This is a genomic window from Rathayibacter sp. AY2B7, assembly GCF_002931635.1.
Lineage (GTDB): Bacteria > Actinomycetota > Actinomycetes > Actinomycetales > Microbacteriaceae > Rathayibacter.
In genome coordinates, this window is sequence record NZ_PSUC01000040.1 from 1 (window position 1) to 26,034 (window position 26,034).

Below are 26,034 nucleotides of genomic sequence, written 5' to 3' on the forward strand. Positions count from 1 at the left end.
TCGTGCCGGGCGTCGATCCGGGCACGGCGAGCTCGTCCATCACGCGGACGGTGCGGATGCCGGCGCCGTGCTCGTCGGCCAGTGCTCCGCCGAGGGCCTCGGTGAAGGTCGCGAGCCCGCACCGCGTGGGCGGGAAGGTCGACAGCAGTCCGACGGTGGTGCCGGATCGCCGGTGCGCGAGGGGGAAGGGGGACTCCATGCTGACTCCAGCCGCGGGGAGGCGGAGCCTTCCCGGGGAGGGCGGTCCGCGAACGGGCGAGACGACTGCCGGGCGGCACCCCTCGCGGGATCCGTGTCGGATCCGGTCCACGGCCGGAGGACCGGGCATGAGTAGCGTCACCCTAGTGGGGGTGGATGACGATCCGGGGTCGCCCGAGGCGAGGCTTCGCCCACCGGCCGTCGGGGCGCGGGCTTCGGCGAACGGGGGCGGCGGCCTCGATGACGACCGACGGGAGCGCGGACAGCATGTCGGCGTCGTCGGCGTCGGCGGTCTGGATGACGGCCCCCAGGAACACGGCCGGGGTGGCGTCGACGTCGACGCAGCGGCGGATCAGGAGGCGGGCGCCGCGAGTGGCGTCCTCGCGGCCGTGCCCGGCGGGGAGGACCTACTCGAGGAGGAAGGCGCGCCCGTTGATCAGCAGCGTGTCGCCGTCGGTCGCGGCGAGAACGCCGAACTCGTCGACGGAGCGGGTGGAGTCCCCGGCGGTGTCCGAGGTCGCGGCGACAGCGGGAGTGGCTGCGGCGGCGGTGAGGAGGAGCCCGCAGGCGAGTGCGGTGATCACGGTCGTGCGGTTCATCGGCGTCGTCCTTGGCGTCGTGGTGGGCCGCTTCTCGTGGAGGCGGCGGGAACTGGTTCCGAGCCTAGGGCGCCGAGCCCGTCAACGCCCTGGGTCGTTCCTTGGGTTCAGCTATGAAGTACCGTGCAGCCATGCCCTGGGGACGCCTCTACTTCGCCGTGCAGGCCCTCGGCGGAGCGGCCTGGTGGGTCGCCGTGGCGCTCGTCCCCGCCGTGCGGATCGCGACGCTCGGCAGCCTCGATCCCGTCCCTGTCGCGGCTCTCGACCTCCCGCTGTTCGTCGGCACCTCCGCTCTCGCCGCCGCCGGCATCCGCTGGGCGGCCGTCACCGCGACGGCCTGGACGCTCCTCGTCGCGGTCGCCCTGGCCGTCTGGGCCACCCTGACGGGGGAGGCGGGCTGGGGCGTCGTCGCGATGCTCGCCGCGGCGGGCGGCTCCGTCGTCGCGGCGTGCCTGCTCCTGCTCGGCCGGGTGCCCACGCGCTGGATCGCCTCCGGTCCCTTCACCTTCCGCGTCGGGACCGCCGGCCGCCGGCCCGGATCGCACCTCGCCGCGACCCTCGGGCAGATCGTGGTGTTCTGGGGAGGCGCGCTGGTCGTCGTCCCGCTGGTGATCGCTGGGCTGGAGTCGCGCTGGGGCGTGGGCCTCGGAGCGGCGCCGCCCGCGGTCGTCGGCGTCGGCGTCCTGCTGCTGGTCGCGGCGAGCGCGCTCGGGATCTGGTCGGGGCTCACGATGTCGCTCCTCGGCGACGGCACGCCGCTGCCGATCGCGATGACCAACCGGCTGGTGATCGCCGGCCCCTACCGCTGGGTCCGCAACCCGATGGCGGTCGCCGGCATCGTGCAGGGAGCGGCGGTCGGGATGCTGCTCTCATCGTGGCTGGTCGTGCTGTACGCGCTCCTCGGCGCCGTCGTCTGGAACCAGGCCGTGCGCCCGCTGGAGGAGGCGGACCTCGCCGCCCGCTTCGGAGCCGACTTCGAGCGCTACCGCTCGCGAGTCCGCTGCTGGGTGCCCCGCCGCCCGGAGCCACTGCCGCGCCGGGGGTAGCCGCTGCCGCGATGCGGTCGTCGAGGCGTCCCGCTACAGCCGGGACACCGCCGCCAGGACGGTGACTCGTCGACGAGGGCTGTGTCTCGAGGCGCGGTCCGCTCCTCCGCCCCCACAACGCGCCTCTCGCGACGGCGACGCGCCTCGCCCGCCGACCCCGTCACTCCGCGGTGCGCCCGCGCCCCACCACCGCGGCGACCAGCCCCGCCGAGACCGCGGCCAGCGCGACCAGCACACCGCCCACGCCGAGCACCCCCGCCACGAGCGGAGTCGCGAGCGCCAGCGCGACACCGGGGAGCGCCAGGCGCGCGGGCATCGGCTGGTGCTCGCCGAGCGGCGCGTGCACCGCCCACAGGGTCAGGACGAAGACCGCGACCGGCACCGCGACGGCTGCGCCGATCACTGTGTCGGACGCCTCGAGGTGGCCCGCGGTCGCGGCGACGGCCGCCTCCAGCCCGGATCCCAGCGCCGCGAGGGCCGCGAACGCCGCGAAGTGCGCGTAGCCCCAGCGGTAGGAGAGGCCGCGCCGCCGCTCCAGCAGCTCGCCGGAGGGATGCGAGAACGACAGCCACCACAGCGCGAACACGATCACCAGCCCGCAGGCCGCGACCAGCACGAGCGAGGCGCTGACGCCCGCCTCCGTCACCGCCCGCTGCACGCCCATCACCGCCGCGAGGACGCCCTCGCCGAGCAGGATGATCGTGAACAGCCCGTACCGCTCGGCGACGTGGTGCGGATGCCAGTTCGCGTCCCCCGCCCGCTGCGCCCAGAGGGGCACCGCCAGCTCGCAGACCACCAGGAGCAGGAAGCTCACCACCCCGACCTCCTCGGGCAGGAGCAGCCGCAGCAGCCAGCCGACCTGCACGATCGAGAAGCCGACGGCGTTGCGCACGGCGGAGGTGCGGTGCTCCGGAGTGGACACGGCGACGCGGATCCACTGGCTCACCAGCGCGAACCGCATGATCGCGTAGCCGATGGTGATCGCCCGGTAGTCGCCCTCCTCGAAGCCGGCCGGCACTCCCGCCGCGAGCACCAGGACGCCGCCCATCTGGGCGAGGGTCAGAAGCCGGTAGGGCACGTCGTCGGTGTCGTACCCGGAGGCGAACCAGGTGAAGTTCATCCACGCCCACCAGATCGCGAAGAACACCATGCCGAAGGGGAGGAGCCCCTCGGCGAGGTGCCCCTCCTCGGTCGCGTGGGCGAGCTGCTGGGCGATCTGCGCGATCGCGACGACGAAGGTCAGGTCGACGAGCAGCTCGAGCGGACTCGAGACGCGGTGCGCCTCGTCGATCGCGCGCGGCTGCATCCGCACGCGGAGGGGGTGCGCGGGGGAGGCGGGCATGCGCTCATCCTGCACCCGGAGGGCTTCTCCGCGAGTGCCGCGACCGCCTCCCTCGACCCTCGGCGCGCGCCCTCGCACCGAGTGTCCAGAAGCCGTCGCACTCGAGCGCGAGTGCGACGACCATCGGACACTCGCGGGCGGCCGGACCTCGCGGGGTCGGGCTCACACTCGCCGGGTCCGGCGCAGTCGACACCGCGAGCACGCAGAAGTCGCGGTACTCGCGCTCGAGTACGGCCACTTCCGAGTTCTCGCGCGCCCGGGCGGCGCCCGGCGGCTCCGTGCCGACCGGCCGCGCCCCGCGCCGGCCCACACAGAGCCCCGCCTACGATGGGTCGGGATGTCCCCCGAATCCGCGCTCGCCGCCCCGACCCGCGCGTCCCCGGGCGCCCGGCGGTCGCGGCGCGGGCCGCTCCTCGGGCTCGCCCTGGTCGCTGTCCTCGTGGCGACGCGCCTGCTCGCCCCGGACGCGGCGGGCGACGCCCTCTCGGACGCGGTGCGCGACTTCCTCACCCTCTCGATCAGCGTCGTCATCGAGTCGCTGCCGTTCGTGTTCCTCGGCATCGTCCTCTCGATCGCGGTGCAGCTGTGGGTGCCCGAGGCCGTGCTGCTGAGGATCCTGCCCAAGCGGGCGCTCCCGCGGCGGCTCGTGATCTCGCTGCTCGGCGTGCTCCTCCCGGTCTGCGAGTGCGGCAACGTGCCGCTCGCGCGCGGGCTGATCGTCAAGGGCCTCTCGGTGTCGGAGTCGATGACGTTCCTCCTGGCCGCGCCGATCGTGAATCCGATCACCATCGTCACGACCTACCAGGCCTTCGGCTGGGCCGACGGGATCCTCGTCTGGCGCATCGTCGGCGGCTTCGTGATCGCGAACCTCGTCGGCTGGATCTTCAGCCGCCACTCCGAGCCGATGAGCCTGCTCACCGACCGCTTCCGCGCTGCCTGCGAGGCGGGCGAGCGGCCCTCCCGCTCCCTCCGCGACCGCTCCCGGCGCAGCGTGCTGCTGTTCGCCGAGGAGACCGGGGCGATGATGCCGGCGCTGTTCGTCGGCGCCGCCATCGCGGGGCTGATCCAGGTCGGCGTCTCGCGCGACGTGCTGACCACTCTCGGCGGCGACCCGCTCTGGTCGGTGCTGGCGCTGATGGTGCTCGCGTTCGTCATCTCGATCTGCTCGAACGTCGACGCGTTCTTCGTGCTCTCGTTCGGCTCCACGTTCCTGCCGGGAGGCATCATCGCCTTCCTCGTCTTCGGCCCGATGATCGACGTCAAGATGCTCGCGCTGCTCCGCACCACGTTCTCGGCCACGACGCTGGTGCGCGTCACCGTGCTGGTCGCCCTCGCCGCGGCCGTGCTGGGACTGGCGGTGAACTATGCGCTCTGAGCGCCTCCTCGCCCGCTGGAAGGGCGTCGTCCTCAGCCTGATCGGCGTCGTCTCGACTTTGTGGCTCGCGGCGACCGGCCGGCTCGGCCTCTACATCCACCCCCGCTACTTCGAGTTCTCGGTGGTGCTCGCCGTGATCGCCGGAGTGCTGCTGATCGCGGCGTTCGCGGTCGTGCCGGGAGCGGAGGAGGACGCCCACGAGCACGAGGACGACGTCGAGCACCTCCACGCCCCCGCGCCCGCCCGCCCCTGGCGCCGGGTGGTCGCGGTCGCGGCCGGAGTCGCGGTGATCGCCTCCGCCGCCGTCGCCCTGCTCGTGCTCCCGCCGGCCGCCCTCACCGCCTCGACCGCGACGCAGCGCGAGGTCAACACCAGCGCCGTCGACGCCTCCGTGACCGCCGCGGCGCCCACCGGTGACACGGCGTCGTTCAGCGTGCGCGACTGGGCGACCCTGCTGCGTCAGGGCGCGAGCGAGCAGTTCCTCGCCGGCCGCACGGCGACGGTGAGCGGATTCGTGACCCCCGACGCCTCCGACCCCGAGAACGTCTTCTACATCGCCCGCTTCGTCGTCACCTGCTGCGCGGTGGACGCGCAGCCGGTGGGCGTGCCGGTCTACCAGGCCGGCTGGGCCGACACCTGGTCGGAGGGGCAGTGGCTGGAGGCGAGCGGCGGCTTCGGCGCGAACCCGAGCGTCACCAGCGCCGAGGCGGTCGTGCTGGAGCCGGAGGCGCTCACTCCGATCGACGAGCCGGCGATGCCGTATGTCTACTGAGCGCGGCGCGTCTCCGGAGCCCGGCGCGTCTCCCGAGTCCGGCGCGTCTCCCGGCGGCCGCACATCGGCGCAGAGCGGGCGACGGGCCGATGGCGGCGCGCGGCGGGCTCCCGGCCTCGACTCCGCAGGCGCCTCCCGCTTCCCCCGCCTGTTCTGGGCGGTCGTCGCGGTGCTCGTCCTCGCGGTCGGATGCCTGACCGCCGCCACCGTCGCGAAGGGGCCCCGGGTCGCCTCCCTCGAGGTCAGCACCGACGGCGTGGTCGAGCGCGACGGCTCCCGAGCCCGCCTGCACCTCGACCAGGCTCTCGAGCCCGACGCACTCGACCGCGTCCGCGTCGCTCCGGACGCCCCGCACACCGCCGAGCTCGACGGCGGCGTGCTCACCGTCACGTTCACCGACACCCTCCGCTACGCCACCCGCTACGAGATCGGGATCGACGACGCCCGCAGCGCCGCGACCGGCTCGGCCGCCGACGTCTCCGCCTCCTTCACCACGAAGGACCCCGACCTCTTCACGCTCGACCGCACCGCCGACGACCCCTCGCAGCCCGACGCCGTCCGCGTCCGCCCGCTCTCCGGAGGCGACGCCCGGGTCCTCGTCACGGCCGACCGGATCCAGGACTACGCCGTCGTCGGCCCGGTGCTGGTCGTCGTGACCATCGAGCCGGACGACACGAACCTCCTCCGCACGGTCACGCTCGACACCGGCTCCGAGGGCGTCATCCCGCTCCCCGGCCCCGGGACCGTGCGCGAGCTGCACTCCTCGCCCGAGAAGGGCGTGCTCGGCTGGACCTTCACCGGGCAGGCGCCGTCGGGCCCGCTCGACCGCGCCCTCTACTCCTACGACCTCACCGACCAGAAGGCCGAGGCGGTCCCCGTGGTCGGGATCGACGGCGGGCCGCTGCGGGCGCGCGACTGGATGTTCGTGCCCGGCACCACTTCGGTCGTCACCCACTCGCTCGACGACACGGTGCTCCTGCTCGACCTGCTGACGCCCGGCTCGATCAGCCCGCTCGGGCAGCACGCGGAGCTGCGCGGATTCGTGCCCGGCGCGAACCGGCTCGTGGTCGCCGATCCGGAGTCGGGCTCGCTGATCGACCTGGCCGACGGCTCGGTCGAGACGCTCGCCCTCCCGCCGGCGGACGTGAGCGCGACCGCGTCGCCCGTGCAGATCCTGCTCCTCGATTCCGGGAGCTACGTCGAGCTCGAGGCCGAGTACGCGCCGGAGACGGGGGCGACCCAGTACTCCGTCGTCCGCGTCGACGCGTCCGGCACCTCGGAGGTGTTCCGCACCTCGCCGACGGGGCGCATCCGCGGCGTCTGCCTCTCGCCGAACGGGCAGTACCTCGCGGTCGAGACCGTCTCGGTCGAGGGCCGGCCGGACGACTACCCGGGCGAGCCGGGCTTCAGCGCGACCTCGACCGTGCTCGTCGACCTCGGCACCGGCGACACCGCGCGCAGCGTCAACGGGCGGTCGCGCGACTGGTGCGCGTAGGGGCCGGCCTGACGACCGGTTCGTCGACCTGACTGATTGCTGGCGGCTCGGAAGTACCGGATCGTTCAGCAGATCATCGAGAACGACCAGCGCGCCGAGCTGAGCGTCGCGGACCGCACCGCCGCGTGGGCGCAGCTCGCGTTCGAGGGCGTCACCGCCGCAGCGATCGCCAAGCGCACCGGCACCAAGACCGACGCCGTGAAGAAGGGGCTTGCGGTCGCGGAGTCCGCGACCGTCACGTCCGTTCTGCACGAGCACGAGCTGACCCTGGACCAGGCGGCGGTGCTGTTGGAGTTCGAGGACGACGCCGACGCCCGCGCGACCCTGATCGAGGTCGCCACCCACGACCCGGCCCAGTTCGAGCACACCGCGCAGACCCTCCGCGACGAGGCCGCGCACCAGGGGCTCCTCGCGGCGACCGCCGCCGAGTACACCGGCAACGGCTTCCAGATCCTCACCCGCTCCGACGCCTACGGCGACCAGGCGACGTGGACGCCCATCCGGCAGCTGCGCGGCGAGGACGGGAAGAGCGTCACCCCCGAGCAGGTCGCCGCCGCTCCCGGCCGCGGAGTGCTCATCGACACCAGCTGGCGCGGCGAGGTCGAGGTCACGCTCCTGGTTCAGGACCCGACCGCCGCCGGATTCACCTACGCCTACGGAGCCCCCGAGCAGCCGCAGACCGAGGAGGAGGCCGAGGAGGAGCGCGCCGAGAAGTCCGCGGAGCGCAAAGTGCTCATCGCCAACAACAAGGCGTGGAACGCGGCCGAGAAGGTGCGCCGCGAGTGGATCGCGACCTTCCTCGCCCGCAAGACCCTCCCCAAGGACGCGGATCGCATCATCGCTCTCGGCCTCACCACCCACCGGTTCGCGGTGTCCTCCGGGATGACGGGCGGCAGCGACCTCGCGCACGCGCTGCTGCGCATCGAGCGCCCCTCCGGCTACCGCGCCGACGCCCTCGCAGCGCTCGTCGAGGCGAACCCCGCGAAGGCCCGCCTGGTCGCGCTGGCCGTCGTCCTCGAAGGCCAGGAGGCGCACACGAGCAAGGAGCCCTGGCGCCGCGGCGACGAGCGCACGGCCGAGCACTTCCGCCAGCTCGCCGCCTGGGGATACGCGCTGTCCCCGGTCGAGCAGGTCGTCACCGGCGACAGCACCCCCGCCGACGCCGCAGGGCTCAGCTAGCCCCCTCCCGGCGGGGACCGGCCCGCGCCGGTCCCCGCCCCTCCTCTTCTCCCACTGCTGCACAGGAAGGCCCGACCATGACCACCACGACCACCGCAACCCGCCCCGCCCACCGATTCGACCCGTACCAGGACGACCCGACGCTGCGAGCAGCCGAAGTCGCCGTCGACGCCGCGGCCGCGTCCGGCGACGCCGACGCGACCACCGCCGCAACGCGAGCGCTGATCGTCGCCGCGGCCGCCTACGGCTGGCCCACCGCGACCGCCCTCGTCTTCACATACGAGACGACCGGCCCCATCGCCCACGTCTGGGGACTGTGGAAAGTCCTCGACGCCGACCGCCAGGTCCTCCGCGAATGGGACGAAGAGCCCGGCGACATGACGGACGAGTCCGAGGAGGAACTGATCGCCCTCGACCTCATCAGCAACCCCCGCGCGACCCTCGACTACACCGACTTCCCAAAGCCCATCGGCTCCACCACCCTGATCCTCCACACGCTCACCCTCTGAGCGCGTGCGCGGGCCGACCCGAAACGGGCCGGCCCGCACGAGGGGGAGAGCCCCCTCGACCCCCCGATCACGCGCGTGGAACGGCCACGCGCGCTCGAGCGGTAGTCAGCGGCGAGGACGCGGCTTGTACTTCTTCCCCGCCCGAATGTTGCGGTTCTCGATCACCCCGACGACCGCCAGGCCGGCGGCCACGGCGACGATCAGCACCCACCCGAGCACGTTGAACCACTCACCGGTGAACGCCGCGTACGTCTGCTCACCGGCGATCGCGAAGAGCATGAACGACAGCCCGAACCAGACCATCCCGTTGCTGATCAGCGCAGCACGCGCGAGCTTGGTCCGAGGCTTCGACATGCGCCCACCCTCCCACCGGACCCTGGACGTGTCCAAGGTCCTCAGGAGGAATCTCCACCCCCTGCGCCTGGCCGGCCAGCTGGCCGGCCTCGCCCCTAGATTCGAGGAATGAGCCCCAACCACCCTGACGGCACGGTCGAGACGCAACGGCTCCTGACTCTCTGGGACAAGCTCAGCTCCCGCCGGTTCGCGCCGAAGGACGGCCTGCACCCCTCGAACGCAATCCAGGTGTGGACTTTCGCGCACCACGCCGCGCGCCTCTCGCGAGCGGTCCTCCTGCTGCACGGAGCAGGACACGACCTCGAAGCCATGCCCCTCATCAGGCAGACGATGGAATGCGCGATGAACGCGGCCTGGCTACTGGTCACCGATGACGGTGGAGCGGCGCTGAGCGCAGTAGACACGAAGAACCGGCGCCAGACCTTCAAGGAGGTGACCGACCTCGGCCTCGCTGACCTGTCCGACGTGATCCGTCGACTGGACGAGGAGGAGAATCGGGATGCCCGCGCCAAGAGCACGCGCAGCTTCGAGCAGCGGTGCCGAGCGATCGCCGGAGGTCCCCAGATCTACGCGATGTACCGGACGCTGGGGCTCTACTCGCACGGCACGTCCAGCGTGGCGGACGTCTACCTCGCCATAGCGCCCGAGAACGAGGGAAACCCGTACGGCGTGAAGCTCCTGTGGGAAGCGGACTGGGACCAGGGCGAGACGTGGATGCGGGTCCAAGCCCTCATGCTGCTCCTCGCTCAGATAGCAGCCGACGACGCGCAAGCCAAGCCGATGCACCGGACCCAACTCGACAGAGCACGTCGCCGTCTCGGCGTCACCTGGCAGATCCGCGCGGCGTAATCCGGCTTGGTGGGGAGTGGGCACCCCCATGCATCGCCGTCATCCCCCGAAAAGGACGGCGATTAGCCACCGTAGAGCGGGCATGACGTGCTCTTCGACGTTCGGCCAGACGTGCTCCCGAAGCCACGGCCAGACGTGATCCCGCCCGATCACGTAGAGAAGGCCCCACGGGATCGATAGTCGTCGTTCTCTTCTCCGTGGGGTACTTGTACGGTGCCGGCCGCGTGGTGCTGGGTCGATCATTCTCTTGTTCCTCGCTGCCCCGAAGGGCGTAGTTGGCGCCGGAGCGCCTGGATGGTTAGCCACACTCAAGTGGGTGTGTCTGCTTCTCATACTCCGGTAGCTGCCTCCTCGTGATCCCGACAGGGCTGCAGTGAAAGACCCTCTCGATCGCTGTCAGGACGCGGATCTGACGCGTTCCAGAAACTGCTTCAAGGACGCCACGAGGGCATTCCCATATGAGGAGGGGGCCAGTTGCCCTGATCTGCCCGGTGAACGCCGCCAGCTGACGAAACGAAGATCCTGACGGGGCGGAAGCCGGTCCTGTGGGCGGCGCCCGCGGCGGCGAGCGGCGCACACTGTGACCATGACGTCAGTAGAAGTACTCAACGCGCGCCGACGCGACGAGGCGCAGATGGAGGCGCTGTTCAGCTCGGGGTGGCCGGCGTTCATCTCCGCCGACCGCCTCGCGGAGGAGCACCTGCCGCACGTCCGCCAGCGATTCACCCGGTTCGAGCTCGTGGTCCTCGATGAGGACGTGCCGGTCGCCGCCGGCTGGGCGGTGCCGATCCGGTGGCACGGCACCCGCGAGGGTTTGCCCGCCGGGTACGGCGACTCCCTCCGCAGGGCGCTCGAAGAGGAGGACGAGGCGACGACCCTCGTCGTCTGCGCCGCGCAGGTGCACCCAGACCGCACCGGCGCCGGCCTCGCCGGGACGCTGCTCGGCGCGTTCCGCGACCTCAGCGTCACCGGCGGCTACGAGCACGTGATCGTGCCGCTGCGCCCGACGATGAAACCGCGGTACCCGCTGACCCCGATCGACGTCTACGCGGCCTGGACCCGGGGGGACGGGCTGCCGCTGGATCCGTGGCTGCGCACGCACGTGCGGATGGGCGCGAGCGTCCTCGACGTCGCCCCTCGGTCGCAGGTGATGACCGGCACCGTCGCCCAGTGGGAGGAGTGGACCGGGATGGTCCTGCCGGCGTCGGGGGAGTACGTCATCCCGGGCGGCCTCTCGACGCTGCGCGTCGACCGCGACGCGGATGAGGGGATCTACGTGGAGCCGAACATCTGGGTGCAGCACCGCTGATCCGGCGGTGTCCCGTTTGGGGATGGTTCACCGGGCCGATCTGGTGCCCGGCCGTGGAAGACTCGTTGGGCCGACGACAGCGGAGCGTGACGCCAGTGACTTCAGTAGTGAGCCTCATCCGCTCCAACAGCCTCTCCGGCGCAGCGCAGTATGCGTACGCCGCGACAGTTCCCGCCGGCTCGCGCATGATCTTCCTCGCCGGAGATGTTGCACTGGACGCGGTAGATCCCCTGCCCCGGAGTTGCCGTCACTTCGTCCCTAGTCTTTTCCTATGAACGCATCGAGCTCATTGCCCTCTCTTGACGGTTACCGCTTCGCGGCTGTCCGCGACACAGTCGGCGGCGAAGTAGGACCTGAGACTGTCTTCGACTACCACGAAGCGGACGGCGAGGTGTGGGCCACCTACGCCGGCGGCGCAGTCCGGCGGGGATTCCTTGTCGGCACTCGAACCGGTGACACGGTGGCGTTCCGCTACTGCCAGCTCAACGAGGACGGCGAGACCTCGACGGGATCCTGCGTCTCCGAGATTATTCTCGACCCAACTGGGCTGCTTCGAATGAAGGAGACGTGGGCCTGGGAATCAAAACCCGGTAATGGCACCAGCGAAGTCACGGAGATCATCGTCCCTCGCCTAGCATCGGTCGTCACAGAACCCCGAGCCCGACCCTTTCACGAGTCGTAGAATGAGTGACAAGTTATAGGACAACACTGCTCGGCGCGCCGGGTTGACGCTGGCTTGTCACGTATTCGGCCGTATAAGTGACAGGGGTCCGCGATGCTCGTCGGATACATGCGCGTCTCAAAGACCGATGGAACGCAGACCACCGACCCGCAGCGCGACGCGCTACTCGCGGCCGGCGTCGATGACGCGCAGCTCTACTCCGACCTCGCGTCCGGCCGGAAGGATGATCGGCCGGGTTTGCTGTCGTGCCTGAAAGCGCTCCGCGAAGGCGACACGCTCGTGGTGTGGAAGCTCGACCGGCTCGGACGCGACCTTCACCACCTCGTGAACACCGTCCATGACCTCACCGCCCGCGGCATCGGGCTGAAAGTGCTCACGGGTCAGGGCGCGGCGATCGACACGACCACCGCCGCCGGCAAGCTGGTCTTTGGGATCTTCGCGGCCCTCGCCGAGTTCGAGCGCGAGCTCATCTCCGAACGAACCATGGCGGGCCTCGCGTCCGCTCGAGCACGCGGTCGGGTCGGCGGGCGCCCGTTCACCATGACGCCCGCCAAGGTGCGACTCGCCATGGCATCGATGGGCAAGCCGGAAACGAACATCGGCGCCCTCTGCAAAGAACTCGGCATCTCCCGCCAGACGCTCTACCGCCACGTCTCACCCACCGGTGAGGTACGACCGGACGGCCTCCGCGTCCTCGGGCGCAAGAGCACCTAGACGCAGCTCGCCGACGCCGGCGTACGCTCTGAATGACGGCTCCGGTAGTTGTGCAGACGACATTGAAGATCTGTGCAGAGGACCTCGAGAACTGACACGTATGCGGATGCTCCACTGCGACAGATCCATTGTCTTGACGCAGAAACATGTTCACTTATCGCCTCGTTACCATTGACGGTTCCGTAACGGATCCCTGGCCGGCTGATGAGGCCGCGCTGCGGCCGGGTTCAGCTGGTGAGTCGGCGGACCTGTTCGGCGGAGAGCTGGCGGTCGGCGTGGAGGACAACCCGAGCGGTCGGGTCCGTGCTGTGCGCATCCGGACCTTCCCACCTCCGCTGAAGGCCGAGTCGCTCGATGGTGCGGCGGGAGCGTGCGTTGCGTTCTGCGACGACCGCGGTGACGGGCAGCTCCGGTCGGAGTGAATGGGCGAGTTCGATGCCGGTGAGGGCGACTTCCTGCGCGTAGCCCTTTCCCCAGTGGTCGGGGTGGAGGGTGAACGCCACGTTCCAGGCCGCGTCGGAGAGGAGGGTGCATCCACCCATCCCGATCAGATCATGGTTGTCCGTGGGGGAGTCGCGCCGGCGGATCACCCAGCTGCTGAGTCCGTCTTGTGTCCACTGGGTCCTCCGGTATGCGATGACGGCCCGGGTCTGATCGGCGGAGAGATGGAGGAGGAGCGGATCTTCTTCCGCGATCCGCGGATCGGTGTAGAGGCGGGACAGCTCGTCGAGGTCGGTTTCGGCGGGCCGGCACAGTCGGAGTCGGTCGGTGAGCACGTCGAGGTCCCCTGGGGCGCAGGCCTGTCCGTCGCTCACGATCATGGGACGAGGATTCCACGTTCCGACCGCTCGACGAGCCTTGTGTGCGCGTGCGATCCGGTCGCGGGAGGTACCCCGCACGGGGATCGGTGACCGGTTGTTCTCAATTGCTGACGTGAGCCAGCGTCCGCGCGTACGCGATCATCGGATGACCACCGAGCGGATGCGGCGCGGGATCCCCGTGAGGCTCGAAGCCGGACGCCTTGTAGAGCTTTTCTGCCCGATCGTTTCCGGCGCGGACGTGCAACTTCAGGACGAGGTAGCCGAGCTGAGTAGCGGTCTGGATCGCGTCGTCGAGCAGTATCCGTCCGAGTCCGTGCCCTGTCTCGCTCGGTGCGACGGCGAGCAGTTCGAGCAGCGCGCTGTGTCGGCCGGGACGATCGCCTGCGTCGACGGTGAGAGCGAACCCGCGGGGATCCGAGCCGATGACGGCGAACCGCACGAGAGGCCGGTGGAACTTCGCTCGAGCCCTCTCGGCGACCGCGTCGTCCTGACTGCATCCGTCTCGTGCTCTGAGTGCCTGCAGCCACAGGTCGATGCAGGGCCTGCGATCGTCAGGCGAGCCGGCTCGGATCTTCACACGCTGAGGCTATCGAGGCAGCCGTCGGACAAGTTCCGAGGCGTGGTCGGGCTCACTGGTCGAGTCGTCGCGTGAAGGAGCGGCGGATGCCGGTCGCGGTGAGGAGCCCGACGGCGGTCACCAGGGCGGTGGCGAGGAACACGGAGCTCGTTCCGGCGACTCCGCCGAGCCACCCTGCGAGGACGGGGCCGGCGACCTGGCCGATGTACTGCGCGGAGACGTTGTATCCGAGCACGAGTCCGACGCTCGTGTCGGGGAGGAGTCTGCGGATGGTGGCGACGACAGTGGGGGTGATGCCGCCGAGCGCGATCCCGGTCAGGAACCGCAGGATCGCGAACGAGACCAGGTCGGCAGCGAAGAACTGAGCGACGAGGAGGACCGTCGCGGCGGTCAGGCTCAGGGTGAGGACGTGGAGGTGTCCGATCCGGTCGGCCAGTCGGCCGAGGTTGGGGGCGGAGAGGATCGTGCCGAACGCGGTGAGTGAGAAGACCACGGCAGCGGAGATCGCGATGTCGTCCGTCGAGCCGGTCAGGGCATGGATGTGCTCGGCGATGATCGGTTCGACTGAGATCGTGGCGAACATGAGCAGCGTCGACAGGCTGAGGAGAGCGAGGACCGGTGCTTTGTGCGGGACGGTGGCCCAGGAGCTGGATCGCTTCGCGTTCGACGGTTCCGTTCTCGAACGCGGGACCTCCTTGAGGAACAGGGTCGTGCCGAGGAACGCGAGGAAGATCAGTGCCCCGGTCGCGAGGAACGCTCCCTCGACGCCGATGACCTGGGCGAGGGTGCCGCCGATCAGCGGACCGGCGATCGTGCCGGCCATGATCGCGGAGGACAGCACGCCCAGCGCCCAAGCGGAGCGCTCCTTCGGGGTCTGGGCGGCGACGAGGATGGTCGATCCGGAGGCGTAGCCGCCGAGCAGCCCGACGAGCAGGCGCAGCAGGACGAGCTGTGTGACATCCTGCGCCAGCCCGATCAGGGACATGGCGATCGCCATCCCGAGGCTCGCGCGGATCAGCATCGGCTTGCGACCGAAGCGGTCGCCGAGGTGTCCCCACAGCGGGGCGGTGAGTGCGGCGGTGAAGAAGGTGGCCGCGTAGGCGATCCCCGACCAGAGGGTCACTGCGGCCGGGTCGGAGACGCCGAGGTCACGGACGTAGAGGGGGAGGATCGGCAGGATCAGTGTCATGCCGACGATGGTCGTGAACGAGCCGAGCGCGCACACGAGGAGGTTGCGGCGCCAGATCAGAGAGGTGTCGGACGGCGAGGAGAGGGTGGTCATGAGCGCTCCGTGCGAAGGGGAGGTGCGCAGGCAGCACGACCACCGCGACGGGGGCGCCTACCGGACTAGGACCCGTCGCGGCGAAGAAGGAGCTGCCGAACGACCATGACGGGTTCACCGTAGTCGACAGGAGACCTGTCTCGACACCGACCGATCGTTCAGCGGGTCACGCGATTCGCCGCCGTTGGAAGGATCGGCAGTCTCTTCGCGCGAAGGGTCGCGGCGAGGAGCCGGCCGAGGAGAGAGGCGATGCCTGCTGTGACCGCGTATTCCGTGATGAGGCCCGCGGAGGAGGGCCAGGTCGCGTTTCCCGACGCGAGTACCAGCGCGGTGGAGGCGGCGGCGCCGATCACGAGTCCCAGACCCAGGAACGCGGCTACCTGCCCGATGCGCGGGAAGCGGCGTGTCCGCCGGTCGAGCCAGAGACTGGAGGGAAGCCACAGGAGAGCGCCCGCGACAGCGAACGCAGCCGCCGTGCCCGCGACGATCCCTGCTGCGGACCCGCCCGAGACATCCCAGCTGCCCGCAGTCCGCAGCAGCGCGAGGACCGCAACGATCGGCCACGCCAGAATCCCCCATGCCAGTTCTCGTGCTCCCATGAGGATCATGGTCCGGCACGTCGGTGAACACACCATGAATCAGAACCGTTCAGCGCGTCAGCGAGTCGCGCGTCGGTGAGACGTGTCGAGGACGGATCCGCTGCGGGGAGCGGCACGTGAAAGTCGGACGCCGTGAGCGGAGCTTGGGCCAGTCGCCGGCTGAGTGCGTCGAGCTCAGCCGTGAGTGAGGCGATGGTGGGGCGTTTCAATCGCTGATTGCGGTCGAGGCCTACCTGCGCGGAGAGACTTCCTGCACAGAACGGCTTGGCCGCTCGGTGCCACGTCGCCCATATCGCGCCACGATGCCGGTGACGAGAGCGAGCAGCGCGATGGTCATCGAGGCGATGACGCCAGCTCTGAACGCTCCGGCGTAGGCGAGGTCGTATGTCGGGTAGTCGGTGATCTGCGTGTAGGCGATCCAGAGCATGAACGCGACGGTCATGGCGACTCCCGCGACGGCCGCGGCAACGATCCATATGACGCGCCGCCGAGCCGGTGAGAATTTGCCCGCAAGAGAGCTCTGTGCCATATCGAAAATGTTGCAGGTTCTGATGAACACCGCATGACCGAGAGCGTACCGACGTCAGTTGCTGAGCCGGCTGGCTTGTCTCGTCAGGGGATTCTTGGCCGGGTGCGCACATTGGGCTGCTCTGCGGTCAAGTTCAGTGGGTGAGTCGGCGGACCTGTGCGGCGGAGGGCTGGCGGTCGGCGTAGAGGCTACTCGTGCGGTCGGATGCCGGGCCGGAGTGCCCAGAGTTCTGATTGCCGGCCCGGGGTAGGCAACGAGGACCGCCGACCATCCGCACGGGAAGGGTCCGCCGCGTCCCGCTCTTCTCCTGAATCCTCGCGGTGATCGCGCTCAGGAGATCGGCCGCCGTCATCGTCGGCGGAGGCGTGCCCGCCGGAAGGCGCCGGCGATACCCGAGAGCCGACGCTGACGCGGATCAGGCGACAGCGCTCCCCGCCAGCGGATGTGAGAGCAGGATCCCCGCGACGAGGACGACTGTGGCGGCCGGTAGCACGAACTCGAGGGGGCGTACTCCACGTCGATTCATCGCTGAGGGCGCCAGATGGATGAGCACGCCGACTGCGAGCAGCACGGCGCACGCGAGCAGACCCCATCCGCCGAGGAAGAGCAGACTGACGGCGGGGCCACTCGAGTCGGGGATCCCGTACCAGACGGTGTCCGCGATCCAGAGCATCGCGGCGGCGACGCCGGCCGATGCGAGCGCGACCCACGACACGACCGTGCTCGAGTCGGTCGAGGTCGATCTCCCAGTGTCCACCTGTCGAACGCTAGAGCAGCCGACGGCGCAGGACAACCGGGCCGGAGCGAATGACAAGTGGACGTGCATCGTCGTCGTTCCTCGCTGCTCCGCGGTCCTGATTCGACACGTGAAGCGGAGTCGGTGACAGCTCAGGGTCGCCGCGCCTCCGCTTCGATGAGTGCCGGCCCGTCGCGGGAGGCCGCCCGTACGGGGACGGGCTAGCGGTCAGTCCTGCGCAGTGAACTCGATCTCGGGTGCTGCCCCGTCCGCCAGGAGGAAGTAGCCGATGAACACGACGTCTTCGCTCGTGGTGTCGAACTTGGAGACGATGACCCCGGCAGGCTCGTAGAAGACGTCGCCGGCGCGAAGGGTGGTTTGTGCCTCCTCACCGATCTGGAATGTGACCGACCCCCTTTCGATGGCTCCGAAGACAGGGCCGTTGTGAACGTGAGCACCGCCCTTCGTGCCAGCTGCGATTGAGATTCGGCGCACCTCGACGTGGGACACGTCCATGCCGCCTGCAAGCGACTGGTGGAGAAGAGTTGATCGAGTGATGGGCGATTCAGTCATGGTCACAGCCTGGTCGGACGGATCGCTCAGACGTGGGTCGTCGGACTCAGGAAATACGGCTCGCAATGTGCGGTTCTCGCCAACGGCCGCGTGGTCCGACACCCCCGCCGCTGCCGGAACTTGTCTCGATAGCCGATGGGCTAGCGCGTCAGACCCAGCGTTTCTCTGCAGACCTAAGTGCTCGTTCCGAGGGCTGCGGGGACAGCAGGTCACCGAGCTCGCGCTTCGCCTTCTGGTACCGACTGCGCGCCGTTGACGGCGGGACGGAGACGATCTGAGCTGCCTCGCTGAGAGAGAATCCGTCCCAGTGCACCAGTCGCACGAGCTCTGCGAGCTCTGGAGCGAGCTTGTCCAGAGCTGCCCGTACGTCGAGGGCGATGTCGGAGGGTTCTGCGATCACGACGGTGGGGTCGATGGTGCCGCGGAGCTTCTCGGCGAGGAGGTCTTGGCGCCGGCGTGTCCTGCTGGTGTTCAGGACGACGTTCCGCGCGACCACGAACAGCCAGAGGCGGGCGTCCTCGTCCGGCAGGGGCATGGATGACGATCGGCGCCACGCGATCGTCATTGTCTCGGAGAGCGCGTCGGGAGCGTCGTCGGCGCCGACTCGGCGTTCGAGGTAGTTCAGAAGGTCACGGGCTGTGGCGTCGAGGATCGTGACCACGCGATCGGCTCGGGTGTCGCGGCGGCTCACTGTGTGAGGTCTGCCTGGGTGAATTTTGCGCAGTCGTCCTGGCTTCCGAAGGAGAGATCCGATCCGGTGACGGGATCGACCACTCCTCGATCTTCGAGCTCGTCCCAGACGACGTTGATGATCGCGCCCTCCACGGCTTGGCGGTACAGCTCATCTTCGGAGTACAACTCGGTCGCGGGCACCACGGTGTCGCCGTCGTCGCCGCGGACGGTCACGTCCCGGGCGACGATCCGAGCAAGCTCGCCGTCGACGTCCGCGAGGGCGAGCACGTCGGTGGTGCGAAGCACGTCCTGCATCTCCTTGATGTCCTCCGGGTCGCCTTCCTTGGCGACGCTTCGGAGCTCGCATTCTCTTCCGCTGGGCAGGGTGAAGTGGACAACGGAATCCGGATTCGCCACCCACGGCTCCCACCCCGAGAGCGTCGCTGCCGCTGCTGCACCCGTGCCGCCCAGCGTGAGAGCGACGACGGTCCCGATCACGAGCGCACGAGGCGTCGCCTGTCGCCTGCCGCGTCGCGCGTTCCACTCCGCTCCGCGAATCATCTCTCGAAGAGAGGAGTCGGAGACGGCTTCCGCCAGTGGGGTCGGCGGCGCCGATTCGTCCAGGAGCGCGTTCATCGCCCGATCGCTGCCCGCGTCGTGAGGTTCGGTGGTCATGATCTGCTCCTGTGCGCTCGAGTGGCCTTCACTCTGTACATGTCCGGCAGGACCCCGAATTGACGACGCGACGATGGAATCAGTCGAGAGTCTGTCCCGTAAGGGGATGGCCATCTGACGGAGCTAGACCTCGGCTTGGAGTTCCGACTTCAGCTGTTGTCGAAGTCGCGCGTTTCGGGTCCGGATCGTGGAGGGGTTTTTCTCGAGGATGCGTGCGGCTTCTTCGAGGGTGAAGCCTTCCCAGTGGACCAAGCCGATGATGTCGCGATCAACGGCGGGCAACCTCTCGATGAGGTGGTGGAGGTGCGCGCTGATGTCGTCCAGCTGGTCGTGGGCCGGGTTGTGAACGACAATCTGGTCTCGGAGGCGGTCAACGAGGCTGGTTCGGCGGCGATTCGAGCGGTGGTGAGTAGCGAGGACTCGGCGTGCGACCCCGTAGATCCAGAGCGTCCCTTCGTTGCCGGCGGGTACGTCTTTCGCGCGGCGCCAGACTGTGAGCATGGTCTCGCTGAGGAGGTCGGGGGCGTCATCCAGGGGAGCTCGGCGGGAGAAGTAGCGCAGTAGCGGTTCCGCCTGGGCGAGAAGCAGGAGCTCCACCCGTCTGGCGCGCTCGTCGTCGCCTCGCCGCGTCGAGGAGGCTTTCGATGACAGCTGGTCGTCCAGGGTCACCGCAGTTCTCCTTCGCAGTCGGATTCGGCTCCGCTCAGCATGTCCTCGGGCACCAGTTCGTCGGGGACTTCGGCCCAGATCACCGTGGTCAGAGCCGCCCCGAACGAGAACTTGTCGAGGTTGGCCTGCGTGAGGCCGGCGGTCTCTTCGCTGTTCCGTGGGATGTAGGGATGTGCGAGGGCTTCTTCGTAGACGCGCTGGCCGATCCCTGACCAGTCGTGCTCAGCGATGAAGTCCTTTACCGCTGCCGGGTCGCTCGTGCCGCCGATGCCGGCCTCGACCGCGTAGTGACAGCTGACCTGTCGACCCGAGTCGGTCGTGTAGTTGATCGGGACGATCGCGTCCGCATCGAATCCCACGGTGAAGACGACGGCCCCGGCTGTCGTCGCGGCGAGGACACCGATCACGGGGAGGATTAGAAGCGGGCGACGCCACCACGGACGCCGTGGTGTCGCGCTCTCCGCGGTGGCGGACACCAGGTCCTCAATAACAGTGCGAGACGCGAGCCCACCTATCGGACTACGTCCCGAGCGGGCCAGGAACTCATCGAATCCGTCGTCGTCCATCGTTTCCTCCTCGAGCAGACCTTGCTCTTCACTATGGACATGGCCGGTCGGGCGCGGAACGTCTCAGGAACGCCGTCCAAGTTCTAAATGGTTGGCTTCCGCCGCGCGGCCGACGTCCCGTATGGGGATGGTTGGCCGGGCGCCTAGACGTCTGCGGGCAGCGGTATCGTCCCGCGAAGCCTGTGGCGGTGAAGCTCGCACCGTCGATCATTACTCCGACGTTCGGGCCGGAGGACATCCGCGCGGGATGTTCCTACTGCGCTCGGAACTGGCGCTGGTCGCTGCAGTAGCAGTGATGGCCGCGAGCGGCTGTCCTGCGGAACGCTGCCGCCCGCGCCCGCGCGCGGCGCATCCCGCGCGCCGGGCTGGTGCGGGGAACGGCCCTCCCGCAGACGCCAACTTGCAGCTCGCTGCCACGAACACTGTCCCACTGATGATCTTCGAAGGGCATGCGTGTCCCGCTGCCAAGCCCGGGTGTCGGCAACACCCAGGGTTGTATTGCCGAGCTATGCGGAGTAGGCCTAGACGTGCACGACGACCGCTCACAAGGGGTGAGCGCGGGGACTTGGATGAAGGTCGTAATAGTCATGCACACCTCACGAAATCGGTCCGCTGGCAAAATCGCCACGGTGTTCGTTGCGCTCGTCCTGGGTACGGTTGTCGCACCTGCCGCTCAGGCTGACGTACCAGGACTGAACACTCATTCCTGCGACGGACAGACGTACGACCACTCGCTCGGCAGCTACAGCAACGACCAGGGGGACTTGCCGCTGCGTTGCGGAAATTCCCGGTTCGGACTGAATCACATCATCGCTCGCGGCCACTTTGACGCGGACACCAACTTCGATATTCAGCAGACACTCAGCTACGGCCTCTACGCACCCGGGAGCTTAGGCTCTAAGACGCTCTACGACGCGAACTGCACACCCGTCTACTTCGTTCTCTTCGGATATAACGCCTACAACGGCTCCGATCCCCTCGCTAACCCCATCGGCGTCGTCAACGCCTACAAAATCGACAGCACCATAAACACCCGATCTACCAGCAGCACCACCGCCGCACCCATCATCCAACCGCCCTACGGGACCGGATGCCCCGTCTACACCCCGATCGAGAACGATTGACCGACACCCGCGACCTCGCCGACGTCGTGGGGTGGATGCGCCGCCACTACTCCACCCCGTACGACGTCATCGCGGCTACCGCAACCCACAGCTCAAACGGATGGAGCGTTGACACAACCATTCGAGCTACACCCACCTCCACTGACGAGGTAGTGAATCTCGACCAGTGGGACCCTGCCGCAATCGATTCCCTGACCACCGGAGGCGACCTTGCAGTCGAAGCCTTCGCGCTAATCTTGCACGCCAACCTCATCGAATGGTGGGATACGGAACGACCGAAAACGTCGACGCGATACTGAACCACTAAACAATGTGACGAATCAAGCATAAGATCCGAGCAGACACCCCCTGCGAGGCGACGGACGGAAAGCAGCTGATTGCTCCGTTGAGCGGCTCTTCACCGGCACGCCGACAGCATCACGGGCCGCCGACCGACTCGACCCTTCCCTCGGCAGCTCCCAGAACCGCGCCACCCCGGGCACGCTGCTTCAACTTCGATCCCATCGCCAACACTCCGACTCACGGTGGTATTGCAACGACCGGCTGAACCCAAGTCCCCCTAACGGACACCTCCGGAGTAGATGAGGACAGCCGCTCCGGCGTCGAGGAGCCTCTCCGGCCCCTGTTCGATGCGCGAGGATTTGGACATGCGTACCGATAGGGAATCGCTCTCCGCGTCGAGCGGGAGCCTCGCGCCCGCAGCGCGAGGCTCCTCTGACCCGGCCCGGCTCGAACGGGCTGCCACCCTCACCGTGCTGCGGGCAGGACACCCCCTTACTGGATTAGGGGTGCCTTGGGCGGGCGCATTCGACGGTAGTGCGGCGCGAGCCTCGGAGGGCTAGTGCGTCGATGCGTCCGGCGTCCGATGAGGGGTCGTCGTCCGGCCGCCCAGGATGGCCGCGCATGAGACCGGAATCTCGCGGCGCTGTTTGTCGCAAGAGACCCGCCCGATGAGATGCCCGATGGTGGGGCGTCAACTGACACACTGAGCGCACGGTCGCTCGTGGGATACGCCCGCGTCTCAACCGACAAGCAGGATGCGACCGCGTAGCGCGACGTGCTCCGGGCGGCCGGCATCCCATCCGATCGGATCTACGTCGATTCCGGTCTGACGGGCCGGAACCGCGAGCGTCCCGCGCTGCGGGAAGCGCTGGCGGCATGCGACGCCGGATCGACTCTGCTCGTGACGAAGCTCGACCGGCTCGCGCGGTCCATCACAGACCCTCGCGACATCGTTGATGAGCTGACCCGCCGCGGGGTGAAGCTCAGCATCGGGGGATCGGTCCACGATCCGGAGGATCCGATCGGCCGGCTGCTGTTCAACGTGCTCGCGATGGTCGCGGAGTTCGAGGGGGATCTGATTCGTGCCCGCACTCGTGAGGGGATGAAGGTCGCGAAGGCCAAGGGGCGTCTGCGTGGCCGTCAGCCGAAGCTGTCGCCGAAGATCGAGGCGCATCTGGTCGCAGAGCATCGTGCCGGGAACTGCACCGTTGCCGAGTTCGCGGCGGAGTTCAAGGTAGCGCGGTCGACGATCTATCGGGCGGTGCAGCGGGCTGATGCGCGCGCCGCTGGCGCTGTCGCCCTGGCGCCGCCGACGGAGGGCGCGTGATGTCGGGGGCGGAGAGGGTACCTGCGCTGGTGCCGGAAAGGGTGGAAGTGCTGCCCGGTTGGTCTGCGCTTACACGTGTTCTCAGCACCGGGTGGGAACTCTCGCCCAGGCGATCGCCTGTATCTGGCTCTTCGTCGGGTTCGCGGTCCTTCCTCCGGGATCGCGTCTGCCCCTTTTCGTGCAGCTAGTGCTGTTCTTCGCCGCTCTCGCTTGGTCAATGATCTGTCTCGCGATCGGCACGTCCAGGGTCACCGGTGAGAAGGAAGCCGGTTACACGACCCTGGGGCTCGGGCGCATCACGGTTCCTGCGGTTGATGCGAGAACGGGCGTCGTCCTGCGGGCGGCAGGCGAGCCGCACTGCCGACTCGTCGGCCGGGTCCGGCACTCCACCGCCGACGCGTCCGCCGCTCAGTCGAACCGCGCGCCCTCCGGCCGCGGCGGCAGCACGAACAGGATCAGCAGGAACACGTAGCCGGCGATCGGCATGAGGATCGCGAGGATCCACAGCCCGCTGCGGTTCACGTCGTGCAGTCGCCGCCAGATCAGCGAGAGCGACGGGAGGAACGTCGCCAGCGCGATGGCGCCCGCGGCGAGCGACACCCAGAAGGTCTGGAACGGCGCGCCGCTCGGGTACGGGGTCAGCGTGAAGTCGAGGCGCCACGGACCGCCGTCGGCCAGCTGCAGCAGCCCCGTGAGGACGCTGCCGAGGAGGATGATCCACCAGTACTCGGCCCGGCTCGCCCTCCCGCGGAAGCGGAGGTAGTTGCCGAAGAAGCGGCGGAGCGCCGCCATCGGCGGAGCCCCGTAGTAGGGGAGGGTCAGCGGCGGCTCGAGGGTGCTCGGGCTCATCGGGTTCCGTCTCTCATCCCTCGACCGTATCCCCTGCTCCCCGGGGCGCCGCGTCGTCCGTGCGGACGACATCCCGGTGTTCGCCTCGGCGGAACGCCGCCGTGTTCACGAAGCCGGAGGCCGCCGTGTCCACGACTGAGGAAGGCTGCCGTGCTCACGACCGAAGAAGGCTGCCGTGCTGACAGCGCAGGAACACCGCCGTGTTCACGAAGCTGGAGGCCGTTGTGGACGCGATCAGCGAGTAGGGACCGCCTCCGCCCGCACCGCCGCCGTCGCCCGGGCGTCGACGATCAGGCTGACGACGAGCCCCACGGCGACGATGACGATCGCGACCCACGGCAGCACGTCGAGCCCGCTCGCGTCGATCGCCAGTCCGCCGACGACCGCGCCGCCGCCGATGCCGATGTTGAACGCCGTCGTCTGGAGCGCCGCGGCGAGGCTCCGCAGCTGGAAGGAGGAGGTGCGCAGCATCCGGGTCTGCAGCATCGCCGGGATGCCGCCGAACGCGATGTTCCAGATCACGGCGGCGACGACCACGGCCGTGGCGGCGCCGGTGCCTGCGGCGACGGCCAGGCACGCGAGCGCCAGGACGACCGCGATCGCGGCGACCACGAAGCCCGAGCGGGGGAACCGGTCGGTCGCGAAGCCGGCCAGGACGAGTCCGACCGCCCCTGCGCCGCCGAACGCGAAGAGCACGAGCGGCACCGTGTCGGGGGCGAAGGAGGCGTTCTCGAGCCAGGGCGTGATGTAGGTCGAGAGGGTGTTCTGGCCGATCAGCACCAGCAGGATGACGACGCAGACGCCGATGATGCGGGGGAGCGTCCGGTCCTTCCGCGCGGGCAGGCGGATCTCGCCGGTCCGCAGCGGGATGTGGTGGTCGACCGCGGGCAGGAACTTCACCACGATCAGCGCGAGCACGAGCACGACGCCGCCGAGGATCGCGAAGGTGGGCCGCCAGCCGAACGCGTGCCCGAGCGCCGTGCCCAGGGGGACGCCGAGGACGAAGGCCGCGGATCCGCCGCCCGCCGTGATCGCGGTCGCGCGGCCGAGCTGCTCCGGAGCGACGAGATGCGCGGAGTAGGCGGCGACGATCGCCCAGAAGAGGCCGTGGGCGAGCCCGCCGAGGATGCGGGCGCCGATGAGCAGCCCGAAGGTGGGGGCGAGCGCGGCGAGGACGTTGGCGACCGCGATGGTGCACAGCGCCACGAGGAGGAGGCTCTTGCGCGAGAAGCGCTGGGTCACGAGGGTCAGCGGAGTCGTCGCGACGACGACGGTCGCGGCGAAGATCGTGACGAGCTGGCCGGTGAGCGAGATGCTCACGCCGAGGTCGCGCGACATGTCGGGGATGAGCCCGGTCGGGAGGAACTCGCTCGTCACGGAGACGAAGACGGCGCCGGCGAGCGTGAGCAGGCCGATCCAGGGGAAGGCAGGGGCTTTCGCGGTGTCCTGAGGGTTCACGGTGTCCTGAGGTCGGGGGCGGGCTTGTGCGCCTCCGCCGACGCCGTGTTGATGATGGTGGCGCCCGCGGGCAGGTGGGGGAGGGCCGCGCGGATGATCCGGAACGGAGCGAAGACGTTGACCGCGAAGGTCGCCTCGAACTGCTCGTCGGTGATGTCGAGCAGGTCCTCCTTCCAGATCTGCTTGCCGGCCACATTGACCACCGCGTCGAGCCCGCCGAGGCCCTCGACCGCCTCCGCCACGAGCCGCGTGCAGTACTCGGCACTCGTGAGATCGCCGGGGATCGGCACGGCGGTGCGTCCCTCCGCACGGATCAGCCCGATCACGTGCTGCGCGTCCTCCTCCTCGCTCGGGAGGTAGGCGAGGGCGACGTCGGCCCCCTCGCGGGCGAAGGCGATGGCCACGGCGGCGCCGATCCCGGAGTCGGCTCCCGTGATGAGCGCGCGGCGGCCCTCGAGCCGGCCGGTGCCGCGGTAGCTCTCCTCGCCGAGGTCCGGCACCGGGGTCATCCGCGACTGCAGCCCGGGCTCGGGCTGCTGCTGGACCGGCGGAGTCACATCCGGGTACTGGGTGGCGGGGTTCGTGAACGTGTACTGGTCGGGCATGGCTCCTCCGTCCGCGGCACCCGGATCGGGCCGCTCCCCTCCATCCCAGGCGAGCCGCGCCTCCGGGGCCACCCCGTGCACAGGCGGGCGGCGCTGTGGTAGCCGGCACCGCGCCTGCTCGGAGGACCGGCGCGGCGACCCGGACGTGCCGGCGCCCCCTCCGCGGATGAATACCGGACGACAGTGCGCTCCCCCGCGCGCCGACGCCGCCCGGGCGTGCCTCCTGACCCTGGTCGGCGATCTGGCGACCCTCGCCGAGACCGTGGT

General features: G+C 69.4%; 29 protein-coding genes and 1 pseudogene. 12 read left to right on the plus strand and 18 right to left on the minus strand.

Annotated features, from left to right (window positions below; all coding sequences use genetic code 11):
* Both C5C27_RS08580 and C5C27_RS08585 read right to left on the minus strand, forming a co-directional pair.
* Positions 1 to 199: hypothetical protein (locus C5C27_RS08580; protein WP_219813149.1), on the minus strand; the 199-nt coding region annotated here is incomplete at its 3' end.
* 406 nt (positions 200 to 605) lie between these two features.
* Positions 606 to 797 (minus strand): hypothetical protein, encoded by a 192-nt coding sequence (locus C5C27_RS08585; protein WP_104223384.1) that lies wholly within the window; start codon positions 795 to 797, stop codon positions 606 to 608.
* A 131-nt stretch (positions 798 to 928) separates the two neighbouring features.
* On the opposite strand from C5C27_RS08585, the gene C5C27_RS08590 reads away from it, so the two are divergent.
* Positions 929 to 1,843, plus strand: coding sequence for an isoprenylcysteine carboxylmethyltransferase family protein (locus C5C27_RS08590; protein ID WP_104314134.1), 915 nt, complete (start codon positions 929 to 931; stop codon positions 1,841 to 1,843).
* A gap of 160 nt (positions 1,844 to 2,003) precedes the next feature.
* Here the strand turns inward: C5C27_RS08590 and C5C27_RS08595 are convergent, their stop codons facing one another.
* Complete coding sequence (locus C5C27_RS08595) at positions 2,004 to 3,185, minus strand: low temperature requirement protein A (protein WP_219813150.1); 1,182 nt, start codon at positions 3,183 to 3,185, stop codon at positions 2,004 to 2,006.
* 337 nt (positions 3,186 to 3,522) lie between these two features.
* On the opposite strand from C5C27_RS08595, the gene C5C27_RS08600 reads away from it, so the two are divergent.
* The 5 genes from C5C27_RS08600 (at position 3,523) to C5C27_RS08620 (ending at position 8,515) form a co-directional block, all read left to right on the plus strand.
* Positions 3,523 to 4,560 carry a permease gene (locus tag C5C27_RS08600; RefSeq protein WP_104314135.1) on the plus strand — a complete coding sequence of 346 codons (1,038 nt, stop codon included), beginning with the start codon at positions 3,523 to 3,525 and terminating at the stop codon, positions 4,558 to 4,560.
* On the plus strand, positions 4,550 to 5,332 hold the full coding sequence (locus C5C27_RS08605; protein ID WP_104239565.1) for a TIGR03943 family putative permease subunit: 783 nt from the start codon (positions 4,550 to 4,552) through the stop codon (positions 5,330 to 5,332). The genes C5C27_RS08600 and C5C27_RS08605 overlap by 11 nt, the downstream gene beginning before the upstream one ends.
* Positions 5,322 to 6,827 carry a hypothetical protein gene (locus tag C5C27_RS08610; protein ID WP_146079634.1) on the plus strand — a complete coding sequence of 502 codons (1,506 nt, stop codon included), beginning with the start codon at positions 5,322 to 5,324 and terminating at the stop codon, positions 6,825 to 6,827. The genes C5C27_RS08605 and C5C27_RS08610 overlap by 11 nt, the downstream gene beginning before the upstream one ends.
* A 36-nt stretch (positions 6,828 to 6,863) precedes the next feature.
* A complete protein-coding gene (locus C5C27_RS08615; protein WP_104314137.1) occupies positions 6,864 to 8,006 on the plus strand; it encodes a hypothetical protein in 1,143 nt (380 codons plus the stop codon).
* A 77-nt stretch (positions 8,007 to 8,083) separates the two neighbouring features.
* On the plus strand, positions 8,084 to 8,515 hold the full coding sequence (locus C5C27_RS08620) for a hypothetical protein (RefSeq protein WP_104314138.1): 432 nt from the start codon (positions 8,084 to 8,086) through the stop codon (positions 8,513 to 8,515).
* A 105-nt stretch (positions 8,516 to 8,620) separates the two neighbouring features.
* On the opposite strand, the gene C5C27_RS08625 is transcribed toward C5C27_RS08620, so the two are convergent.
* Positions 8,621 to 8,869: a hypothetical protein gene (locus C5C27_RS08625; RefSeq protein WP_104233598.1), complete on the minus strand. Its 249-nt coding sequence runs from the start codon at positions 8,867 to 8,869 to the stop codon at positions 8,621 to 8,623.
* A 108-nt stretch (positions 8,870 to 8,977) separates the two neighbouring features.
* Between C5C27_RS08625 and C5C27_RS08630 the strand changes: the two genes are divergently transcribed.
* From C5C27_RS08630 to C5C27_RS08650, 4 genes are all read left to right on the plus strand, one after another.
* Positions 8,978 to 9,718, plus strand: coding sequence for a DUF5677 domain-containing protein (locus C5C27_RS08630; RefSeq protein WP_104314139.1), 741 nt, complete (start codon positions 8,978 to 8,980; stop codon positions 9,716 to 9,718).
* A gap of 586 nt (positions 9,719 to 10,304) precedes the next feature.
* The gene (locus C5C27_RS08635; protein WP_104314140.1) at positions 10,305 to 11,027 is read left to right on the plus strand and encodes a hypothetical protein; all 723 of its coding nucleotides are present in this window, start codon (positions 10,305 to 10,307) and stop codon (positions 11,025 to 11,027) included.
* Positions 11,028 to 11,298: 271 nt separating this feature from the next.
* Complete coding sequence (locus C5C27_RS08645; protein ID WP_104314141.1) at positions 11,299 to 11,709, plus strand: hypothetical protein; 411 nt, start codon at positions 11,299 to 11,301, stop codon at positions 11,707 to 11,709.
* A 93-nt stretch (positions 11,710 to 11,802) separates the two neighbouring features.
* The gene (locus tag C5C27_RS08650) at positions 11,803 to 12,423 is read left to right on the plus strand and encodes a recombinase family protein (RefSeq protein ID WP_104250047.1); all 621 of its coding nucleotides are present in this window, start codon (positions 11,803 to 11,805) and stop codon (positions 12,421 to 12,423) included.
* A 227-nt stretch (positions 12,424 to 12,650) separates the two neighbouring features.
* On the opposite strand, the gene C5C27_RS08655 is transcribed toward C5C27_RS08650, so the two are convergent.
* The 11 genes from C5C27_RS08655 to C5C27_RS18000 all read right to left on the minus strand — a co-directional run bounded on the left by C5C27_RS08655 (position 12,651) and on the right by C5C27_RS18000 (position 19,963).
* Positions 12,651 to 13,244, minus strand: coding sequence for a GNAT family N-acetyltransferase (locus tag C5C27_RS08655; RefSeq protein ID WP_104314142.1), 594 nt, complete (start codon positions 13,242 to 13,244; stop codon positions 12,651 to 12,653).
* A gap of 100 nt (positions 13,245 to 13,344) precedes the next feature.
* Complete coding sequence (locus C5C27_RS08660; RefSeq protein WP_104314143.1) at positions 13,345 to 13,821, minus strand: GNAT family N-acetyltransferase; 477 nt, start codon at positions 13,819 to 13,821, stop codon at positions 13,345 to 13,347.
* A gap of 52 nt (positions 13,822 to 13,873) precedes the next feature.
* On the minus strand, positions 13,874 to 15,103 hold the full coding sequence (locus C5C27_RS08665; RefSeq protein ID WP_104314144.1) for an MFS transporter: 1,230 nt from the start codon (positions 15,101 to 15,103) through the stop codon (positions 13,874 to 13,876).
* A gap of 158 nt (positions 15,104 to 15,261) precedes the next feature.
* On the minus strand, positions 15,262 to 15,711 hold the full coding sequence (locus C5C27_RS08670; RefSeq protein ID WP_104314145.1) for a hypothetical protein: 450 nt from the start codon (positions 15,709 to 15,711) through the stop codon (positions 15,262 to 15,264).
* A gap of 220 nt (positions 15,712 to 15,931) precedes the next feature.
* Positions 15,932 to 16,261, minus strand: coding sequence for a hypothetical protein (locus C5C27_RS17700; protein ID WP_146079635.1), 330 nt, complete (start codon positions 16,259 to 16,261; stop codon positions 15,932 to 15,934).
* Between the two features lie 385 nt (positions 16,262 to 16,646).
* Entirely contained in the window at positions 16,647 to 16,988 is a 342-nt protein-coding gene (locus tag C5C27_RS08680; RefSeq protein WP_146079636.1) for a hypothetical protein, read from the minus strand.
* A 207-nt stretch (positions 16,989 to 17,195) separates the two neighbouring features.
* On the minus strand, positions 17,196 to 17,540 hold the full coding sequence (locus C5C27_RS08685; RefSeq protein ID WP_146076923.1) for a cupin domain-containing protein: 345 nt from the start codon (positions 17,538 to 17,540) through the stop codon (positions 17,196 to 17,198).
* A 148-nt stretch (positions 17,541 to 17,688) separates the two neighbouring features.
* On the minus strand, positions 17,689 to 18,201 hold the full coding sequence (locus tag C5C27_RS08690; protein ID WP_104314148.1) for an RNA polymerase sigma factor: 513 nt from the start codon (positions 18,199 to 18,201) through the stop codon (positions 17,689 to 17,691).
* 26 nt (positions 18,202 to 18,227) lie between these two features.
* Positions 18,228 to 18,848 (minus strand): hypothetical protein, encoded by a 621-nt coding sequence (locus C5C27_RS08695; protein ID WP_146079637.1) that lies wholly within the window; start codon positions 18,846 to 18,848, stop codon positions 18,228 to 18,230.
* Between the two features lie 162 nt (positions 18,849 to 19,010).
* The gene (locus tag C5C27_RS08700; protein WP_181133485.1) at positions 19,011 to 19,556 is read right to left on the minus strand and encodes an RNA polymerase sigma factor; all 546 of its coding nucleotides are present in this window, start codon (positions 19,554 to 19,556) and stop codon (positions 19,011 to 19,013) included.
* Entirely contained in the window at positions 19,553 to 19,963 is a 411-nt protein-coding gene (locus tag C5C27_RS18000; protein ID WP_181133486.1) for a hypothetical protein, read from the minus strand. The genes C5C27_RS08700 and C5C27_RS18000 overlap by 4 nt, the downstream gene beginning before the upstream one ends.
* A gap of 686 nt (positions 19,964 to 20,649) precedes the next feature.
* Between C5C27_RS18000 and C5C27_RS08705 the strand changes: the two genes are divergently transcribed.
* A complete protein-coding gene (locus tag C5C27_RS08705) occupies positions 20,650 to 21,246 on the plus strand; it encodes a hypothetical protein (RefSeq protein ID WP_146079638.1) in 597 nt (198 codons plus the stop codon).
* 1,057 nt (positions 21,247 to 22,303) lie between these two features.
* The gene (locus tag C5C27_RS08710; RefSeq protein ID WP_258066564.1) at positions 22,304 to 22,855 is read left to right on the plus strand and encodes a recombinase family protein; all 552 of its coding nucleotides are present in this window, start codon (positions 22,304 to 22,306) and stop codon (positions 22,853 to 22,855) included.
* Between the two features lie 408 nt (positions 22,856 to 23,263).
* On the opposite strand, the gene C5C27_RS08715 is transcribed toward C5C27_RS08710, so the two are convergent.
* The 3 genes and pseudogenes from C5C27_RS08715 to C5C27_RS08725 form a co-directional block, all read right to left on the minus strand.
* Positions 23,264 to 23,704, minus strand: coding sequence for a DUF805 domain-containing protein (locus C5C27_RS08715; protein WP_181133487.1), 441 nt, complete (start codon positions 23,702 to 23,704; stop codon positions 23,264 to 23,266).
* A gap of 234 nt (positions 23,705 to 23,938) precedes the next feature.
* Positions 23,939 to 25,162, minus strand: coding sequence for an MFS transporter (locus tag C5C27_RS08720; RefSeq protein WP_104314153.1), 1,224 nt, complete (start codon positions 25,160 to 25,162; stop codon positions 23,939 to 23,941).
* Positions 25,163 to 25,170: 8 nt separating this feature from the next.
* Positions 25,171 to 25,767: pseudogene (locus C5C27_RS08725) on the minus strand (SDR family NAD(P)-dependent oxidoreductase); the annotation flags it as partial.
* Positions 25,768 to 26,034: the final 267 nt, after the last annotated feature.

Coding starts and splice junctions, on each gene's coding strand:
- C5C27_RS08605 (WP_104239565.1), top strand. CDS start 4,550: ATGCGCTCTGAGCGCCTCCTCGCCCGCTGGAAGGGCGTCGTCCTCAGC.
- C5C27_RS08650 (WP_104250047.1), top strand. CDS start 11,803: ATGCTCGTCGGATACATGCGCGTCTCAAAGACCGATGGAACGCAGACC.
- C5C27_RS08610 (WP_146079634.1), top strand. CDS start 5,322: ATGTCTACTGAGCGCGGCGCGTCTCCGGAGCCCGGCGCGTCTCCCGAG.
- C5C27_RS08645 (WP_104314141.1), top strand. CDS start 11,299: ATGAACGCATCGAGCTCATTGCCCTCTCTTGACGGTTACCGCTTCGCG.
- C5C27_RS08595 (WP_219813150.1), bottom strand. CDS start 3,185: ATGCCCGCCTCCCCCGCGCACCCCCTCCGCGTGCGGATGCAGCCGCGC.
- C5C27_RS08630 (WP_104314139.1), top strand. CDS start 8,978: ATGAGCCCCAACCACCCTGACGGCACGGTCGAGACGCAACGGCTCCTG.
- C5C27_RS08665 (WP_104314144.1), bottom strand. CDS start 15,103: ATGACCACCCTCTCCTCGCCGTCCGACACCTCTCTGATCTGGCGCCGC.
- C5C27_RS08695 (WP_146079637.1), bottom strand. CDS start 18,848: ATGAACGCGCTCCTGGACGAATCGGCGCCGCCGACCCCACTGGCGGAA.
- C5C27_RS08590 (WP_104314134.1), top strand. CDS start 929: ATGCCCTGGGGACGCCTCTACTTCGCCGTGCAGGCCCTCGGCGGAGCG.
- C5C27_RS08715 (WP_181133487.1), bottom strand. CDS start 23,704: ATGAGCCCGAGCACCCTCGAGCCGCCGCTGACCCTCCCCTACTACGGG.
- C5C27_RS08625 (WP_104233598.1), bottom strand. CDS start 8,869: ATGTCGAAGCCTCGGACCAAGCTCGCGCGTGCTGCGCTGATCAGCAAC.
- C5C27_RS08635 (WP_104314140.1), top strand. CDS start 10,305: ATGACGTCAGTAGAAGTACTCAACGCGCGCCGACGCGACGAGGCGCAG.
- C5C27_RS08670 (WP_104314145.1), bottom strand. CDS start 15,711: ATGATCCTCATGGGAGCACGAGAACTGGCATGGGGGATTCTGGCGTGG.
- C5C27_RS08620 (WP_104314138.1), top strand. CDS start 8,084: ATGACCACCACGACCACCGCAACCCGCCCCGCCCACCGATTCGACCCG.
- C5C27_RS08585 (WP_104223384.1), bottom strand. CDS start 797: ATGAACCGCACGACCGTGATCACCGCACTCGCCTGCGGGCTCCTCCTC.
- C5C27_RS08685 (WP_146076923.1), bottom strand. CDS start 17,540: ATGACTGAATCGCCCATCACTCGATCAACTCTTCTCCACCAGTCGCTT.
- C5C27_RS08600 (WP_104314135.1), top strand. CDS start 3,523: ATGTCCCCCGAATCCGCGCTCGCCGCCCCGACCCGCGCGTCCCCGGGC.
- C5C27_RS08655 (WP_104314142.1), bottom strand. CDS start 13,244: ATGATCGTGAGCGACGGACAGGCCTGCGCCCCAGGGGACCTCGACGTG.